The organism is Sinorhizobium sojae CCBAU 05684, from assembly GCF_002288525.1.
Lineage (GTDB): Bacteria > Pseudomonadota > Alphaproteobacteria > Rhizobiales > Rhizobiaceae > Sinorhizobium > Sinorhizobium sojae.
The window spans coordinates 26,992-44,884 of the sequence record NZ_CP023067.1; the positions used below are offsets into that span (position 1 = coordinate 26,992).

At 63.4% G+C, this 17,893-nt stretch carries 15 protein-coding genes; 14 read left to right on the plus strand and 1 reads right to left on the minus strand.

Annotated features, from left to right (window positions below; translation table 11 throughout):
• Positions 1-60: 60 nt before the first annotated feature.
• The 14 genes from mutS (at position 61) to SJ05684_RS00215 (ending at position 17,223) form a co-directional block, all read left to right on the plus strand.
• A complete protein-coding gene (mutS, locus tag SJ05684_RS00145) occupies positions 61-2,808 on the plus strand; it encodes a DNA mismatch repair protein MutS (RefSeq protein WP_034853770.1) in 2,748 nt (915 codons plus the stop codon).
• 210 nt (positions 2,809-3,018) lie between these two features.
• Entirely contained in the window at positions 3,019-5,868 is a 2,850-nt protein-coding gene (locus tag SJ05684_RS00155; protein ID WP_085939031.1) for a [protein-PII] uridylyltransferase, read from the plus strand.
• A complete protein-coding gene (gene murJ / locus SJ05684_RS00160; RefSeq protein WP_034853773.1) occupies positions 5,865-7,469 on the plus strand; it encodes a murein biosynthesis integral membrane protein MurJ in 1,605 nt (534 codons plus the stop codon). The genes SJ05684_RS00155 and murJ overlap by 4 nt, the downstream gene beginning before the upstream one ends.
• Positions 7,466-7,855, plus strand: coding sequence for a VOC family protein (locus SJ05684_RS00165; RefSeq protein ID WP_034853775.1), 390 nt, complete (start codon positions 7,466-7,468; stop codon positions 7,853-7,855). Before murJ ends, SJ05684_RS00165 begins: the two co-directional genes overlap by 4 nt.
• Positions 7,856-7,952: 97 nt before the next feature.
• Entirely contained in the window at positions 7,953-9,017 is a 1,065-nt protein-coding gene (trpS, locus tag SJ05684_RS00170; protein WP_034853777.1) for a tryptophan--tRNA ligase, read from the plus strand.
• Positions 9,018-9,069: 52 nt separating this feature from the next.
• Positions 9,070-9,561 (plus strand): universal stress protein, encoded by a 492-nt coding sequence (locus SJ05684_RS00175; protein WP_034853779.1) that lies wholly within the window; start codon positions 9,070-9,072, stop codon positions 9,559-9,561.
• Positions 9,562-9,667: 106 nt separating this feature from the next.
• Positions 9,668-10,234 (plus strand): NifU family protein, encoded by a 567-nt coding sequence (locus tag SJ05684_RS00180; RefSeq protein ID WP_034853799.1) that lies wholly within the window; start codon positions 9,668-9,670, stop codon positions 10,232-10,234.
• A 210-nt stretch (positions 10,235-10,444) separates the two neighbouring features.
• Complete coding sequence (gene tsaB, locus SJ05684_RS00185; protein WP_034853781.1) at positions 10,445-11,125, plus strand: tRNA (adenosine(37)-N6)-threonylcarbamoyltransferase complex dimerization subunit type 1 TsaB; 681 nt, start codon at positions 10,445-10,447, stop codon at positions 11,123-11,125.
• 83 nt (positions 11,126-11,208) lie between these two features.
• Positions 11,209-11,706, plus strand: coding sequence for a GNAT family N-acetyltransferase (locus SJ05684_RS00190; protein ID WP_034853782.1), 498 nt, complete (start codon positions 11,209-11,211; stop codon positions 11,704-11,706).
• 107 nt (positions 11,707-11,813) lie between these two features.
• Entirely contained in the window at positions 11,814-12,629 is an 816-nt protein-coding gene (olsA, locus tag SJ05684_RS00195) for a lyso-ornithine lipid O-acyltransferase (RefSeq protein ID WP_034853784.1), read from the plus strand.
• A gap of 329 nt (positions 12,630-12,958) precedes the next feature.
• Positions 12,959-14,359 (plus strand): tRNA (N6-isopentenyl adenosine(37)-C2)-methylthiotransferase MiaB, encoded by a 1,401-nt coding sequence (miaB, locus tag SJ05684_RS00200; protein WP_034853786.1) that lies wholly within the window; start codon positions 12,959-12,961, stop codon positions 14,357-14,359.
• A 117-nt stretch (positions 14,360-14,476) separates the two neighbouring features.
• Positions 14,477-15,532 carry a PhoH family protein gene (locus SJ05684_RS00205; protein ID WP_034853788.1) on the plus strand — a complete coding sequence of 352 codons (1,056 nt, stop codon included), beginning with the start codon at positions 14,477-14,479 and terminating at the stop codon, positions 15,530-15,532.
• A 15-nt stretch (positions 15,533-15,547) separates the two neighbouring features.
• Positions 15,548-16,054 carry an rRNA maturation RNase YbeY gene (gene ybeY / locus SJ05684_RS00210; protein WP_034853790.1) on the plus strand — a complete coding sequence of 169 codons (507 nt, stop codon included), beginning with the start codon at positions 15,548-15,550 and terminating at the stop codon, positions 16,052-16,054.
• An 11-nt stretch (positions 16,055-16,065) separates the two neighbouring features.
• On the plus strand, positions 16,066-17,223 hold the full coding sequence (locus SJ05684_RS00215; RefSeq protein WP_095694178.1) for a hemolysin family protein: 1,158 nt from the start codon (positions 16,066-16,068) through the stop codon (positions 17,221-17,223).
• Positions 17,224-17,314: 91 nt separating this feature from the next.
• On the opposite strand, the gene SJ05684_RS00220 is transcribed toward SJ05684_RS00215, so the two are convergent.
• Positions 17,315-17,893, minus strand: a complete 579-nt coding sequence (locus SJ05684_RS00220; protein ID WP_034853794.1) for a LabA-like NYN domain-containing protein — start codon at positions 17,891-17,893, stop codon at positions 17,315-17,317.

A 17,893-nucleotide genomic window follows, 5' to 3' on the forward strand; every position in this document is an offset into this window, starting at 1 on the left:
TTGGTGTTGTCGTCTATAAATCCTTGCGGATAGTGTGACATCTCTTTTTTTGGAACAATCATGAATTTGCTGACCGATCCATCGAGCCAAACGGGTGAGATATTCTCTGTGTCCGATCTGGCGAGCGAAGAGAGCCGCTCCTCAGCCACGCCGATGATGGAGCAGTACATCGAGATCAAGGCGAACAATCCGGATTCGCTCCTGTTCTATCGCATGGGCGATTTCTACGAGTTGTTCTTCCAGGACGCGGTCGAGGCTGCGCGTGCGCTCGGCATCACGCTCACCAAGCGCGGCCTGCACATGGGCCAGGTCATCCCCATGTGCGGCGTGCCCGTGCATGCCGCCGACGACTATCTGCAGAAGCTGATCGCTCTCGGCTTCCGGGTCGCGGTTTGCGAACAGGTGGAGGATCCGGCGGAAGCGAAGAAGCGCGGCAGCAAGTCGGTCGTGCGCCGCGACGTGGTGCGCCTGGTGACGCCGGGAACGATCACCGAAGAAAAGCTTCTTTCGCCGTCGGAAACGAATTACCTGATGGCGCTGGCCCGAATCAGAAGCGGCTCTGAACCGGCCTATGCGCTCGCCTGGATCGACATTTCGACCGGCATCTTCCGCCTGGCCGAGACGGCGGAGAGCCGCCTGCTTGCCGACATATTGCGCATCGAGCCGCGCGAACTGATCCTGCCTGACACCGTCTTCCACGATCCGGAGCTGCGTGCGGTTTTCGAGGTGCTCGGCCGCGTCGCCGTACCCCAGCCGGCCGTGCTCTTCGACAGCGCGACGGCGGAGAGCCGCATCGCCCGCTATTACGGCGTCAAGACCCTCGACGGGTTCGGCAGCTTTTCGCGAGCCGAACTTGCGGCAGCCTCGGCGGCCATCTCCTATGTCGAGAAGACGCAGCTCGCCGAGCGTCCGGCGCTCGGTATTCCGGAGAGGGAAAGCGTTGCTTCGACCTTGTTCATCGATCCGGCCACGCGCGCAAATCTCGAACTGGCGAAGACGCTTTCCGGTGCCCGCGAAGGAAGCCTCCTGAAAGCGCTGGACCGGACCGTAACCAGCGGCGGCGCACGGCTGCTCGCCGAGCGGCTGATGTCGCCTCTGACCGATCCAGATCGGATCAATCAACGGCTGGATTCGGTCGAGATCCTCGTCGATCAGCCAAGCCTTGCCATGGATGTCCGCGATGCCCTGCGGCGCGCCCCCGACATGCCGCGCGCCCTGTCGCGGCTCGCCCTCGGTCGCGGCGGCCCGCGCGACCTCGGCGCCATCCAGGCGGGCTTGCGCGCCGCGAAGGCCCTGTCCGCACTGCTCGCGCGCGCCGAGCTCTCGGTTGAGCTCGACGAGGCGCGAGGGGCGATCGCCGCCCTGCCGGGGGAATTGCTCGCCTGTCTCGATGCAATGCTTGCCGAGGAACTGCCGCTCCTGAAGCGGGACGGCGGGTTCCTGCGCGAGGGCGCGAATGCCGAACTGGACGAGATGCGGGCGCTGCGCGACCAGTCGCGCCGCGTCATTGCTGGTCTGCAGCTCAGATATTGCGAGGAGACGGGCGTCAAGTCGCTAAAGATCAAGCACAACAACGTGCTCGGTTATTTCATTGAGGTGACCGCCGGCAATGCCGGTGCAATGACCGACACGGATGCGGGAAAAGCCCGTTTCATTCACCGCCAGACCATGGCGAATGCCATGCGCTTTACCACCACCGAGCTCGCCGATCTCGAAACCAAGATCGCCAACGCCGCCGACCGGGCGCTGGCGATCGAGCTCGAGGCCTTCGAGGCAATGACGCGCGCGGTGGTCGCCCATGCTGAGGCCCTCAAGGCGGCGGCGCTGGCGCTGGCCGCCATCGACGTCTCTGCCGCTCTCGCCGTGCTCGCCGAGGAGCAGAACTATGTCCGACCGGCCGTCGACCGGTCTCGGATGTTCGCCATCGAAGGCGGCCGTCATCCGGTCGTCGAGCAGGCGCTGCGGCGCCAGGCGGCAAACCCGTTCGTCGCCAATGGCTGCGACCTGTCGCCGCCGGACGGCGAGAAGACCGGTGCGATCTGGCTGCTCACCGGCCCGAACATGGGGGGTAAGTCGACCTTCCTGCGCCAGAACGCGTTGATTGCTATCATGGCGCAGATGGGCTCCTTCGTGCCGGCGGCCGCCGCGCATATCGGCGTCGTCGACCGGCTATTCTCCCGCGTCGGCGCCTCGGACGACCTCGCCCGCGGTCGCTCGACCTTCATGGTCGAAATGGTTGAGACGGCGGCGATCCTCAACCAGGCGACCGATCGCTCGCTGGTGATCCTCGATGAGATCGGCCGCGGCACGGCGACTTTCGACGGACTGTCGATTGCCTGGGCGGCGGTCGAACATCTGCACGAGGTCAATCGCTGTCGCGGCCTGTTTGCTACCCATTTCCATGAATTGACGGTGCTCTCCGAAAAGCTGGGGCGCCTGTCCAATGCAACGATGCGGGTCAAGGAGTGGGACGGCGACGTCATCTTCCTGCACGAAGTCGGCCCCGGTGCCGCCGATCGGTCCTACGGCATCCAGGTCGCCCGGCTTGCCGGCTTGCCGGCGTCGGTCGTCTCGCGGGCGCGCGACGTGCTTGCCAAGCTCGAAGACGCGGATCGCAAGAACCCGGCAAGCCAGCTGATCGACGACCTGCCGCTCTTCCAGGTCGCGGTGCGACGGGAAGAGGTGGCAAAGGCTGCCGGGCCATCCAAGGTCGAGGACTCCTTGCGCTCTCTCAACCCGGACGACATGACGCCACGTGAGGCGCTCGAGGCGCTCTATGCGTTGAAAAAGGAGCTCGCCAGCCGTTGAACCGGGCTTGCCGGTGCGGGATGATTTTCCTGTCCATCGACCGGCAAAAAGGCTATACAGCGCCGCGTGACTTTCTTCGAAAGCACGCGGTAGTGCTTGAAAAGCTGCATATTTCCGGCCTCGGCGACATCCCGATCCGAACCCATGCAGGAGCGCTTGCGCATGGAGCGAACCACATATTCAGTCGGACAGGACGCCTCTCGGCACTTCATGGCCAGCCACGCAACTTCTTTTCCCGAAATTCTCGATATAGCGGCGCTTCGGGCGAAGTGCAGTTTCATCGCATCGGCCCATGCCGAGCAGCGTCAGCCGATGCGCCAGGCCCTGCTCGCAGCCTTCAGGCAGGCCAACACTGAAGGCCGCGCCAAGGCACGGGAACTGCTTGCCGCCGATGGCGCCGGCATCAAATGCGCCGAGCGAATCTCGTGGCTGCAGGACCAGCTGATCACCGTTTTGCACGATTTCGCGCTGAACGAGGTGTTCGACGCTGCCAAGGCGCCGGACGCTGCCCGCATCGCCGTCGCTGCCGTCGGCGGCTACGGGCGCGGTACGCTGGCGCCGGGATCCGACATCGATCTTCTCTTCCTTCTGCCCGCCAAGAAGGCCGTTTGGGCGGAGCCCGCGATCGAGTTCATTCTCTACGTGCTCTGGGATCTCGGATTCAAAGTCGGCCATGCGACCCGGACGATCGAGGAATGCATCCGGTTGTCGCGCGCCGACATGACGATTCGCACGGCGATTCTCGAATGCCGCTATATTTGCGGCTCGCAATCACTGGCCAGCGATCTCGAGGCGCGCTTCGATCACGAGATCATCCGCAATACGGGCCCCGAATTCATCGCCGCAAAGCTCGCCGAACGCGACGAGCGCCATCGCAAGGCGGGCGACACCCGCTACCTCGTCGAGCCGAACGTCAAGGAAGGCAAGGGCGGCTTGCGCGACCTGCACACGCTGTTCTGGATCGCCAAATATTTCTACCGGGTCAAGGATCCGGCCGATCTCGTCAAGCTCGGGGTCCTGTCGAAGCAGGAATACAAGCTGTTCCAGAAGTCGGAGGATTTCCTCTGGGCGGTGCGGTGCCACATGCATTTCCTCACGGGAAAGGCGGAGGAGCGACTCTCCTTCGACATCCAGCGCGAGATTGCCGAGGCGTTGGGCTATCACGACCATCCCGGCCTGACCGCGGTCGAGCGCTTCATGAAGCATTACTTCCTCGTCGCAAAGGACGTCGGTGATCTCACCCGCATCTTCTGCGCGGCACTCGAAGATCAGCAGGCGAAGGACGCGCCGGGAATTTCCGGCGTCATCAGCCGGTTCAAGAACCGCATTCGCAAGATCGCCGGCACACTCGACTTCGTCGATGACGGGGGACGCATCGCGCTTGCGAGCCCCGACGTTTTCAAGCGGGATCCCGTCAATCTCCTGCGCCTGTTCCACATCGCCGACATCAACGGGCTGGAATTCCATCCCAATGCGCTCAAGCAGGTCACGCGTTCGCTGAGCCTGATCACGCCGCAACTGCGCGAAAGCGAGGAAGCGAACCGGCTCTTCCTGTCGATCCTGACGTCCCGGCGCGACCCGGAGCTGATGTTGCGTCGCATGAATGAGGCGGGCGTACTCGGCCGTTTCATTCCCGATTTCGGCAAGATCGTCTCGATGATGCAGTTCAACATGTATCATCACTACACCGTGGACGAGCATCTCCTGCGCACGGTCGATGTTCTCTCGCGCATAGAACGCGGCCTGGAGGAACAGGGGCATCCGCTTGCGGCCACGCTGATGCCGGGCGTAGAAGACCGTGAGGCGCTCTACGTCGCGGTGCTGCTGCACGACATCGCCAAGGGCCGTCCGGAGGATCACTCGACCGCCGGTGCGAAGGTGGCCCGCAAGCTCTGCCCGCGGCTGGGGCTTTCGCCAAAACAGACGGAGACGGTGGTCTGGCTGGTCGAAGAACATCTGACCATGTCGATGGTCGCGCAGACCCGTGACTTGAACGACCGCAAGACCATCGTCGATTTCGCTGACCGGGTGCAATCGCTCGACCGGCTGAGAATGCTGCTGATCCTGACGGTTTGCGATATCCGAGCCGTCGGACCGGGCGTTTGGAACGGCTGGAAGGGTCAATTGCTGCGCACGCTCTATTACGAAACCGAGCTTCTGCTTTCCGGCGGCTTCTCGGAACTGTCGCGCAAGGAGCGCGCCAAGCATGCCGCCCATCAGTTGTCGGAAGCGCTCAAGGACTGGCCGCGCAAGGAACGGGACGGCTATGTCCGGCTGCACTACCAGCCCTACCTCCTCACCGTCGACCTTTCGGACCAGGTCCGCCACGCCGAGTTCATCCGCGAGGCGGACCGTGCCGGCAAGACGCTGGCGACCATGGTCCGCACCCACCAGTTCCACGCGATCACTGAAATCACGGTGCTCTCGCCGGACCATCCGCGCCTGCTGACGGTCATCGCGGGGGCCTGTGCCGCTGCCGGCGCCAATATCGTCGATGCGCAGATCTTCACGACCTCGGATGGCCGGGCGCTGGACACCATCCTCGTCAACCGCGAGTTCCGTGTGGACGATGACGAGACGCGCCGTGCTGCGAGCATCGGCAAGCTGATCGAGGATGTGCTCGCGGGCCGCAAGCGCCTGCCGGAAGTCATCGCCAGCCGCACCCGGACCAAGAAGCGCAACAGGGCCTTCACGGTGACGCCGGAGGTGACGATCAGCAATACGCTGTCGAACAAGTTCACGGTCATCGAGGTCGAAGGCCTCGACCGCCCGGGCCTCTTGTCGGAAGTCACGGCCGTGCTTTCCGACCTCTCCCTCGATATTGCCTCGGCCCATATCACCACCTTCGGCGAAAAGGTGATCGACACTTTCTACGTAACCGACCTGGTCGGCCACAAAATCACCAGCGAGAGCCGGCAGATCAATATTGCCGCCCGCCTCAAGGCCGTGCTGGCGGGCGAGGTGGACGAGGCGCGGGCGCAGATGCCTTCCGGCATCATTGCGCCGGCCCCCGTTGCACGCCCGTCTCAAGCATCCAAAGCGACAAAAGCCGAAACATGAGCCTGGTCAAAAAGTTCGCAACTGTTGGCGGCGCAACGCTCGGTAGCCGCGTCTTCGGCTTCGTACGCGAAACCTTTATGGCGGCGCTGCTGGGCACCGGGCCGGTGGCCGACGCCTTCAATACCGCCTTCCGGCTGCCGAACACTTTTCGCCGGCTCTTTGCCGAGGGGGCCTTCAATTCGGCCTTCGTGCCGCTCTTCGCCAAGGAGATCGAGGCCCGCGGCATGGATGGCGCCAGGCGCTTCGCCGAAGAAGTCTTCGGCGTGCTGTTCACCATGCTCCTGCTTCTGACAATCGCCATGGAACTGGCGATGCCCTTCATTGTGCGCGAACTGATCGCACCGGGTTTCGCCGACGATCCGGCGAAATTCGCAAGCACCGTCACCTTCGCGACCATCATGTTCCCCTATCTTGCCTGCATGTCGCTCGGCGCGATGATGGCGGGCATGCTCAATTCGCTGCACCGCTATTTCGCCGCCGCGATCGCGCCGGTGTTCTTGAACTTCATCCTGATCGGCGTCCTCGCCTTTGCCTGGTACAGCGGTCATGACGCCATTGCCGTCGGCTATGGTCTTTCCTGGGGCGTGATGGCGGCGGGGCTGGTTCAGTTCGCGATCGTCTGGTTTGCCGTGCGCAATGCCGGGATGCGGATCGGATTCCGGCGTCCGCGGCTGACGGCAAACGTCAAGCGGCTGCTGGTGCTCGCGCTGCCGGCGGCGATCACCGGCGGCATCACCCAGATCAACCTCTTGATCAACACCAATATCGCCTCGGGAAAGGCGGGTGCCGTTTCGTCGCTCGTCTACGCCGATCGCATCTACCAGCTTCCGCTCGGCGTCGTCGGCATCGCGGTCGCGACAGTGCTTCTGCCGGAGCTTGCGCGCGCGCTACGCGCCGGTAACCTCAACGAAGCCTCGAACCTGCAGAACCGTTCCGTCGAATTCACGCTGTTCCTGACGCTGCCGGCGGCGGCGGCGCTGCTCGTCATGTCGGAGCCGATCGTCCGGCTGCTCTTCGAGCGCGGCAGGTTTTCGCCGGAATCGACCGTCATCGTCGGGCAAATCCTGGCGATCTACGGCCTCGGACTGCCGGCTTTCGTGCTGATCAAAGCCTTCATTCCCGGCTTTTTCGCGCGAGAGGATACGCGTACGCCCATGATCTTTGCCGCCATATCCGTGGCAGTGAACGTATCTCTCGCCTTGACGCTCTTTCCGTCGCTCGGGGCAAGCGGCATTGCGATCGCCGAGATCGCCGCCGGCTGGGCGAACGCGCTGCTGCTCTTTTCGACGCTCGTCTGGCGCGGGCATTGGGGCCGCGACATTCCTCTTCTCACCCGAATCCCCCGCCTCGTGGCAGCAGCCGCGATCATGGCGCTGGCCCTGCATCACGCGATCGGCTGGCTGGCCTTTCCGCTTTCCTCCGCCGCATCCCTCCCAATGCGCGCGGCGACCGTCTGCGGCCTCGTGCTTGCCGCAATGGCGATCTATTTCGCCTTGGCCTTCGGCCTCGGTGGCGCGAGTCTCGGCATGATCCGCCGCAACCTGAGGCGCAGGGCCGCGGCGCCGCAGTCGGCCGCGGGCGAAGGTCCGGACGCGTCGTGAAGCAGACCGTCGCGCGTATTGCCATTCTCGTGCCCGACTATGACGAGGGCATCGTCTTCTATTGTGGCCGGTTGGGTTTCGAGCTGATTGAGGATACCGACCTCGGCGGCGGCAAGCGCTGGGTGCTGGTTCGTCCGAAGGGAGCGAGGGAAACGGCTTTGCTGCTCGCCAGGGCCGAGGGCGAACGGCAGCAAGCGGCAGTCGGCAATCAGACCGGCGGCCGCATCGGGTTCTTTCTGTTCACCGACGATTTCGCCCGCGACCACGTCGCGATGCTGGCCGCAGGGGTCACATTCCTGGAGGGGCCGCGACACGAGCCCTACGGCACGGTCGCCGTGTTCGCGGATCCGTTCGGCAATCGCTGGGACCTGCTGCAGCCGGCGTGACGTCACGGCGCATTTCAGCCTCTTGATTGCATCGGGCGTGCCGTGCATAAGCGCGGCGGGTATCAACTGGCCCTCCACAAGCCCGATTGGGGACGACATGAACGAATTCAAGCCGCTCGTATTTTCCGGCGTTCAACCGACCGGAAATCTGCATCTCGGCAATTATCTGGGCGCGATCCGCAAGTTCGTCGCGCTTCAGGAGAGCCACGATTGCATCTATTGCGTGGTCGATCTCCACTCGATCACCGCGCAGCTCGTACATGAGGACCTGCCCGGTCAGATCCGCTCGATCGCCGCCGCCTTCATCGCTTCCGGCATCGATCCCGAGAAGCACATCGTCTTCAACCAGTCGGCTGTGCCGCAGCATGCGGAGCTCGCCTGGATCTTCAACTGCGTCGCCCGGATCGGCTGGATGAACCGGATGACTCAGTTCAAGGACAAGGCTGGCAAGGATCGCGAAAACGCCTCGCTCGGCCTGCTTGCCTATCCGAGCCTGATGGCGGCCGATATCCTCGTCTATCGCGCGACCCATGTTCCGGTCGGCGACGACCAGAAGCAGCACCTGGAGCTGACCCGCGACATCGCCCAGAAGTTCAACATCGACTTCATGGATCACATCCGCCGTGGCGGCTACGGCGTCGACATCCTCGTCGGCGAGGAGCCGATCCACGCCTATTTCCCCCCGGTCGAGCCCTTGATCGGCGGCCCGGCGCCGCGCGTCATGTCGTTGCGCGACGGCACCAAGAAAATGTCGAAATCCGACCCCTCCGATCTGTCGCGTATCAACCTGTTGGACGATCCGGAAACGATCGCCAAGAAGATTCGCAAGGCGAAGACCGACCCGGACGCGCTGCCGAGCGAAGTGGAGGGGCTGAACGGGCGTCCGGAGGCTGAGAATCTAGTCGGGATTTACGCGGCGCTTTCCGACAGAACGAAGGAAGAGGTTCTTGCCGAGTTCGCCGGGCAACAATTTTCGGTCTTCAAGCCGGCGCTCGTCGATCTCGCCGTCGGTGTGCTCGCGCCGATCACCGGCGAAATGCGCCGCCTGATGGACGACACGACCCATATCGACGCGATTTTGCGCAAGGGCGGCGAGCGCGCACGGGCGCGGGCAGAAAAGACGATGCGCGAAGTTCGCGAGATCATCGGCTTTTTGCAGTAACCGGCGAAAATGAGATCTTGCAGGCGGCGTGCGGCGATGTAATGTTCGCCGCATGGTTTCGACCCGACTCTCAAGACTGGAAGGTCATCGCCGCAAATTCATGGCGGTGATCGACGACACGCCCGAATGCAGTCGCGCCGTGCATTATGCCGGTATGCGCGCGAAGAATTCCAATGGCGGCCTAGTGCTGCTCTACGTCATCGCCGATGGCGACTTCCAGCAATGGTTGGGCGTGGAGGAGATCATGCGGGCGGAGGCGCGCGAGGAGGCCGAGGCGACGCTCGCCAAGGTCGCCCAGAACGTGCGAGAAACGATCGGCATCGAGCCGGAAATCGTCATCCGCGAGGGCAGTGCCACGGAGGAGATCCATGCGCTCATCGAAGAGGACAGGGATATCGCCATCCTGGTGCTGGCGGCCGGCTCGGCGAAGGAGGGTCCGGGGCCGCTGGTGTCGTCCATTGCAGGAAAGGCGGCCGCCTTCCCGATTCCGGTGACGGTCATTCCCGATCTTCTGACCGATGAGGAAATCGACGCGTTGAGCTGACGGATTGCGGTCGGTGGCGCTTGCGGCGCTGCGCCGAAGCTCCTATATTTTTGAACTATTCTAAAGAGCCGGTCGAGGACCGCTCCCGGCCGCAATGGAGACGGAAATGTTCATTCAGACGGAAGCCACACCGAATCCGGCCACTCTCAAGTTCCTGCCGGGCAAGGTCGTGATGGAGAGCGGTACGGCGGAATTCCGCAGCGAAGAGGATGCGCGCGCCGGATCGCCGCTTGCGGCGCGGCTTTTCTCGATTCCTGGCGTAACCGGCGTCTATTTTGGTTATGACTTCATCACGGTCAGCAAGGAGGCGCAGGAGTGGCAGCACCTGAAGCCTGCTATCCTGGGCTCGATCATGGAGCATTTCATGTCCGGCCAGCCGGTCATGTCCGGCGCGGGTCGCGCCGAAGAGACCGATGAGGAAGGCGAGTTCTACGAGGAGAGTGACGAGGCGATCGTTGCAACGATCAAGGAACTGCTTGAGACGCGCGTGCGCCCGGCCGTCGCCCAGGACGGCGGCGACATCACCTTCCGCGGCTTCAAGGACGGTACCGTGTTCCTCAACATGAAGGGCGCCTGCTCCGGTTGCCCGTCATCGACGGCGACGCTCCGCCACGGCGTGCAGAACCTGCTGCGCCATTTCGTGCCGGAGGTCGAGTCGGTCGAAGCCGTCTGATCGAGTTCAGACGGACGGTATGGGATCGAGCGGTTCCGCTGACGGGCCGCTCTCCTTCCAAACATCGGTCGCGGCGAGCCGCCCGCTCTCATGCGATCTCGGGAGTACCACCGGCGAGGCCCGCTGCTTTACGGTCGAGCCGCCCCGGCGGGGAAGAGGGCGCCCTTACCACGGTTCGGCGAGGGGCGCGGGGAGGCATGTCGGCTCAAGATGCTTGTTCTTGCAATTGATACGTCCGGGACGGGCTGCGCGGCTGCCGTCTATGACAGCGTCGCCGGAGTGGTTCTGGCGCGGGCGGAAGAGGATATTGGGCGCGGCCATGCGGAGCGCCTGATGGCCTTCGTCGACGAGGCCTTGCGCGCCTCGGGCAGGCGGCTCGAGGATATCGACCGGATCGCGGTGACCATTGGTCCCGGCTCCTTCACCGGCATCCGCGTCGGCGTTGCGGCCGCACGCGGACTGGCACTTGCACTCAGCAAGCCGGCAGTCGGCGTCACCACGCTCCAGGTCATTGCCGAGAGCGCCCGAAGGAGTGACCCTGGCCGGCCGGTGCTTGCAGCGGTCGATGCGAAGCGCGACGAGGTCTATGTCCAGTCCTTCGATGCGCTTGGTCAGCCGGAGGCCCCGGCAGAACCCCTGCCGGTGGGCTTGGCGCGCGAGCGGTTCTCCGGCTTCGCCGGCGTCGTCTGTGGTACCGCCGCGCATCTCGTCACCGCTCCCGTCATGGCGGGCGAGGTAAGCCACAAGTCGGACATGATCGACATCGCCGTCGTCGCCCGATTGGGTGCTGCGGCCGATCCAGCTTCGGCCAAGCCGAGGCCGCTTTATCTGCGCGGCCCGGACGCGAAACCTCAATCGGGGTTCGCGGTGACACGGGCCATTGCGGGATAGAGGCAATGTTGAAGTGACGGCGAATTCGGTGCGTCGGCGACGACGTACCGCGCCGTGGAGCCGGATGCGCAGAATCGACGACGATGAGTTTTACCGACTATTTCACCCGCCGCGCCGAATTCGATATCTTTCCCCTGGAGGAGGCTGATCTTGAGGCAGCGGCGACGCTTCATCGTCACCGTTTTGCCGCGCCCTGGACCGATGGCGAAATTCACGCGCTTCTCACGCAGGACACGGTCTTCGGTTTCGCGGCACGCCAGACGAGCGCCGGCTTCCGCCCCTCCTTCGGCGGCTTCGTTCTGTCGCGTGCCGCCGCCGGCGAGGCGGAAGTCCTGACGATCGGTGTCGACCCGCGCTTTGCCCGGTCCGGTCTCGGCTGGCGGCTGATGCAGGCCGTGATGCGCGAGGCGCTCGTCAAGGGAGCCGAGGCGCTCTTCCTCGAAGTCGACGAAACGAACGAGGCGGCGATTGGGCTTTACCACAAGCTCGGTTTCGCGAAAGTCGGCGAGCGCCGTGCCTATTACCAAGGGCCTGCCGGCGCGCGCACCGCCGCGCTTGTCATGCGGCTCGATCTTCGCTAGTTCCCTGCGACGGCGATCCCAGCCCACGTCCGTGGATCGGATGCAGGCCGAGGCAGATTTCGTATGGGCGCCGCGATGCCGCGGGCCGGCGGTCGGAAAGTTCACGGATGGTCAACTGGCTACGGGTCGCATTCTACGGCATCCTGCTCCTCGTCGTCTCCGTCGTCCTGATGCCGGTTCAACTGGTATGCGTTCGGTTCGACCTGATGCCGCGCCGCTTTCTGCCGGGTGTCTGGCATCGCATCGCCTGCCGTCTGCTCGGCATCCGGGTGCGGGTGCACGGGTCCTTGGAGCGCCGCCGCCCGCTGCTCCTCAGCTCCAATCATGTCTCCTGGAAGGACATCCTCGTACTTTCGTCGATCGCCGACGTCGTCTTCGTCGCCAAATCCGAGGTCAAGGATTGGCCCGTCTTCGGTCTTCTGGCCCGCCTGCAGGCCTCCGTCTTCATCGAGCGCGAGCAGAAGCGTTCGGCCGGCCAGCAGGCGAATGAGATCGGCCGCCGCCTCGCCGATGGCGAGGTTGTGGTGCTCTTTCCCGAAGGCACGACATCGGACGGCAACCGCCTGCTCGAGATCAAGACGTCGCTGTTCGGGGCCGCAGCCTCTGCGGTGCCGCAATCTCCGACCGGCATGGTCCATGTCCAGCCGGTGGCGATTTCCTATACGGGCATTCACGGCATGCCAATGGGACGCTACTATCGGCCGATTGCGGCTTGGCCGGGCGACATCGGGCTGATCCCTCATCTCCTCGGCGTTCTTCGGGAGGGGGCGCTCGATGTCGAAGTGGATTTCGGCGAGGCCGTGGACTACGACCGACGGTCCAACCGCAAGGAAGTGAGCCGCACCGTCGAGCAGCGGATCCGCCGCATGTTGTCGGACCGGTTGAGGGGACGATCGGCAAGCCGCGCGCAGGACGCCGCCTAAAACGCGCCGCGATCAAACGTACACGTGCGACGCGCTTTAGGTCCTTGTTTTGTGCATGTCGTTGCCCCCAAAACCGCTGCACACTTTTTGGGCGACATGCATTACAGCGCCGCGCGTCATTTCAGACGCGCAAAAGTCTTTGAATCTGCGTATCGAGGAGTCTGCGCATCGAGCTTTCCGAAAATCGGGTACGATTTTCGGACCAATGCGATAAACGCTCTTGCAGCGCGGCCGCGGTCCCCTGCGATTGCCGTACTGCCAAGCCACGGCGCAGTTGCCACACCCGAAAATGCTTCAATTTTCGGCCGCTTTGAACTAAAGAACCGCGCATGTCCCAGGAATCCGCCCTTCTGACCACAGCGCCCGTTGCGGGCGACGACCACGTTCCGGTGCGCAAGGTCTTCGTCAAGACCTATGGCTGCCAGATGAACGTCTATGATTCCGACCGCATGTCGGATGCGCTCTCGCGTGACGGTTATGTCGCGACCGACGCGGTGGAAGAGGCGGATTTCGTCCTGCTCAATACCTGCCATATCCGCGAGAAAGCCGCTGAAAAGGTCTATTCCGAACTGGGGCGATTGCGCGAACTCAAGAAGGCGCGGGCGAGCGAAGGCCGCGAAATGGTCATCGGCGTCGCCGGCTGCGTTGCCCAGGCCGAAGGCGACGAGATCCTTCGCCGTGCGCCGGCCGTCGATCTCGTCATCGGCCCTCAGACCTATCATCGCTTGCCCGAGGCGCTGAAGCGGGCGCGTAGCGGCGAACGCGTCGTCGAGACGGAATACGCCATCGAGGACAAGTTCGAACATCTGCCCCAGCCCGACAAGGCAAGGACCCGCGCCCGCGGCGTCACCGCCTTCCTGACGGTGCAGGAGGGCTGCGACAAGTTCTGCACCTTCTGCGTGGTGCCCTATACCCGCGGCGCAGAGGTGTCGCGGCCGGTGGCCCAGATCCTTGCCGAAGCGGAAAAGCTAGTGGAGGGCGGCGTCCGCGAGATCACCCTGCTCGGCCAGAACGTCAATGCCTGGCACGGAACGGGCCCGGACGGCCGCGACTGGGGGCTTGGCGACCTTCTGAGGAGCCTTGGAGAAATCGAGGGGCTTGCGCGCCTGCGCTATACCACGAGCCATCCGCGCGACATGGACGACAGCCTGATCGAGGCACATCGTTCCATGGCGAAGCTGATGCCCTACCTGCACCTGCCCGTCCAGTCCGGGTCCGACCGGATCCTCAAGGCAATGAATCGGCGCCATACGGCCGCCGAATATCTCGCCCTTGTCGAGCGCATCCGCGCCGCGCAACCGGACCTCGCGCTCTCCGGCGATTTCATCGTCGGCTTCCCGGGCGAGACCGACGAGGACTTCGAGGACACGATGCGCCTTGTCGAGGGCGTCGGTTATGCACAGGCTTTCTCGTTCAAATATTCGAGCCGCCCAGGCACGCCGGGCGCGGAACTCAAGAATCAGGTTCCCGAGGATGTGAAGGCCAAGCGCTTGGAAAAATTGCAGATTTTGCTTACGCAGCAGCAGCGCGACTTCGCCGCCGTCTGTGTCGGAAGGGAGATCGATCTGCTTCTGGAAAAGCCGGGGCGCCTGGCCGGCCAGCTTGTCGGACGCTCGCCCTGGCTGCAGCCCGTGAATGTTGATGCAAAGCAATCGCAAATCGGTGACATTATCAGGGTACGAATCACCAAGGCCGGCTCCAACAGCCTGTTTGCCGAGATGATCGAATAGCGCGGTGCCCGGCAATGGAGTTCAATGGGAGCTTTTACGCCGGTAAAGTGTTAAAAGAGTCTGCGCGCTGCCGTCCAGGCGTGGTGCTGCAGATCAAGAGCGAGGAGCCCGAACCGCTTGAACGGACACGAGATGATTTCATCCTCATCGCGCCAATCGAAGACATCCGCGACAGACGCCAATCACTTCGTGCTTACGTTCGAGAACAACCGGTTCGCCAGTGAACTCTTCGGCCAATTCGACCAGAATCTGAAATTGCTTGAGGAGCGGCTGCGCATCCATGCAAGGCCGCGGGGGAATTCCGTTGCCATCTCCGGCGATGTCGTGGCGACGAACCAGGCGCGGCGCGCGCTCGATTACCTCTACGGACGGCTGCAAAGCGGCGCCGCCATCGAGACATCCGATGTCGAGGGCGCGATTCGAATGGCGGTTGCGGCGGATGACCAGCTGCAATTGCCGACGATGGAGCGCAAGGCCAAGCTGACCATGGCGCAGATTTCGACGCGCAAGAAGACGATCGCCGCGCGTACGCCGATGCAAGATGCCTATATTCGCGCCATGGACCGCTCTGAGCTCGTCTTCGGCGTCGGTCCCGCCGGCACCGGCAAAACCTATCTCGCCGTCGCGCATGCCGCTCAGCTTCTTGAGCGTGGGGCGATCGATCGCATCATCCTGTCGCGGCCCGCGGTCGAGGCGGGCGAGCGACTGGGCTTCCTGCCAGGTGACATGAAGGAGAAGGTCGATCCCTATCTGAGGCCGCTCTACGACGCCCTTTACGATATGATGCCCGGCGACAAGGTAGAGCGGGCAATATCGGCCGGCGTCATCGAGATCGCGCCGCTCGCCTTCATGCGCGGCCGCACCCTCGCCAATGCCGCCGTCATCCTCGACGAGGCGCAGAACACGACCTCGATGCAGATGAAGATGTTCTTGACCCGCCTCGGCGAGAATGGCCGGATGATCGTGACCGGCGATCCGAGCCAGGTCGACCTTCCGCGCGGTGTGAAGTCGGGCCTCGTCGAGGCGCTGCAGATCCTGAAGGGCGTCGAAGGCGTTTCGGTCATCCGCTTCAAGGATGCGGACGTCGTGCGCCATCCGATGGTGGCACGCATCGTAAGGGCCTATGAAAGCCATACGGCCGTCCATGACGAAAGTGAGCAAAGCGATCGCTGACGATCGCGGGCGACCATGACGGCTTTGCATATTCAGATCAGCGTCGAGGAAGGAGACTGGCCGTCGGAGGACGAACTGCAGTCGTTTTCGACAGGCGTCCTCGAGTCAGCAGCGGATTTTCTGGCAACGGAAGAGGGGCAGCCATTCCCCGCCTTAGCGCCGGAATTGTCGCTGGTCTTTACCGATGATGTGTCGATCAGGGCGATAAACGCGGAATGGCGCAAGCAGGACAAGCCGACCAATGTCTTGTCGTTTCCTGCCTTTCCGCTCGCTCCGGGCAAGATGCCGGGGCCGATGCTCGGCGACATCGTCGTCGCCCATGAAACGTTGAAGCACGAAGCGGCCGAGTTGGGAAAGCCCTTCGAGGAACATTTGACCCATCTTCTCGTCCATGGATTCCTGCATCTTTTCGGGTATGATCACATCCAGGACGACGAAGCAGAAAAAATGGAGGGCCTGGAGACTCGCATTTTGGCGCGTCTTGGCCTATCTGACCCTTACGGGGACCGATCCCCGCGATGACAGTTGGAACGATGAACGACTTCAAGACACAGCCGGTCACGGTTGCGAATGAGGAGGCGGAAGCCTCCAGCGAGCCCGAGGCGGGCAGTAGTACCGCCGCCCGACCAGAGGGCAGTAAATCCACAACATCCTTCTGGGGCCGAGCTGCACGGCTGCTGCGCGGAGCAAACGTGTCGAGCCTGCGAGAGGATCTCGCAGATGCGTTGATGATCGACGCCGCGAGCAACACGGTGTTCTCGCCTGAGGAGCGGGCGATGCTCAACAACATCCTCCGCTTTCGGGAGGTGCGCGTCGAGGACGTCATGGTGCCGCGCGCCGATATCGAAGCGGTGGACCAGAGCATCACCATCGGCGAGCTCATGGTCCTCTTCGAGGAATCCGGTCGCTCGCGCATGCCGGTCTACAGCGAGGGTCTCGACGACCCGCGCGGCATGGTCCATATCCGCGACCTTCTCGCCTATGTGACGAAGCAGGCCCGCAATCGCCGCCGCAACGGCAAGGCGTCGGCCGCCACGGCTGGCGAAAAGGGCGAAAGGGCGCCGCGTCAGCCGAGGCTCGGCTTCGACCTGTCTCGCGTCGACCTGAACAAGACGGTCGAAGAGGCCGGCATCATACGTCAACTCCTCTTCGTGCCGCCCTCGATGCTCGCCTCGGACCTGATGCAGCGTATGCAGGCCGCACGCATCCAGATGGCTCTCGTCATCGACGAATATGGCGGCACCGACGGCCTCGTCTCGCTCGAGGACATCGTCGAAATGGTGGTCGGCGACATCGAGGACGAGCATGACGATGAGGAGGTGATGTTCGCCAGCACCTCGGACGACGTCTACCTGGCCGATGCCCGTGTCGAGCTGGAGGAGATCGCGAAGGCGATCGGCCCGGACTTCGACGTGCGCGAGCAGATCGAGGATGTCGATACGCTTGGCGGCCTCGTCTTCGCATCGCTCGGCCGGATTCCCGTTCGCGGCGAGGTGGTGCAGGCTATTCCCGGCTTCGAGTTCCAGATCCTCGACGCGGATCCGCGCCGCGTGAAGCGCGTGCGCATCATGCGCAAGCGACCGGCGGCCCGTCGGCGACTGGTCAAGACCGAGAGGGAGGGCGTGCCGGAGACGTTCACGCCAATTGGCGGCGGTCAGACCGGCGTGCAGCCTCCACCTCCCGTGGAGTGATCGCCGCCTGAGATTGCGAAAATGTCTCGGCCTGCCGGAGCATGGGGCTCAACGCACATGCGTGCGCGCCACCGCTGCGCGACTTCCCGGGTCAATGGCTGACGTCTTCGTCCTTCTGTTTGGCCGGCTGGGGTGCATATTCCGGCGGGTGCCGATCGATCTCGCCGCGGAGCGTGATCAGGTCGATGAAATGGTCCGCCTGACGGCGCAGGTCGTCGGCAACCATCGGCGGCTGGGTCGACATGGTCGAAACTACGGAGACCTTGCGTCCCTTGCGCTGCAGGGCCTCGACGAGCGTGGTGAGGTCGCCGTCGCCGGAGAAGATCACAATATGGTCGGCGACCTCGGATTGTTCCATGGCGTCGATCGCGAGTTCTATATCCATATTGCCCTTGATCTTGCGCCGACCGTGGGCATCGGTGAATTCCTTGGCCGGTTTGGTGACGACCGTATAGCCATTGTAGTCGAGCCAATCGATCAAGGGGCGGATAGAGGAAAACTCAAGGTCTTCGATCAACGCCGTGTAGTAATAGGCGCGCAGCAGGTAGGCGCGCTTCTGGAATGCGCTCAGCAATTTGCGGTAATCGATGTCGAAGCCCAGGCTCTTCGACGCTGCGTAAAGGTTGGCGCCATCGATGAAAAGTGCGATCTTTTCGCGGGAATCAAACAT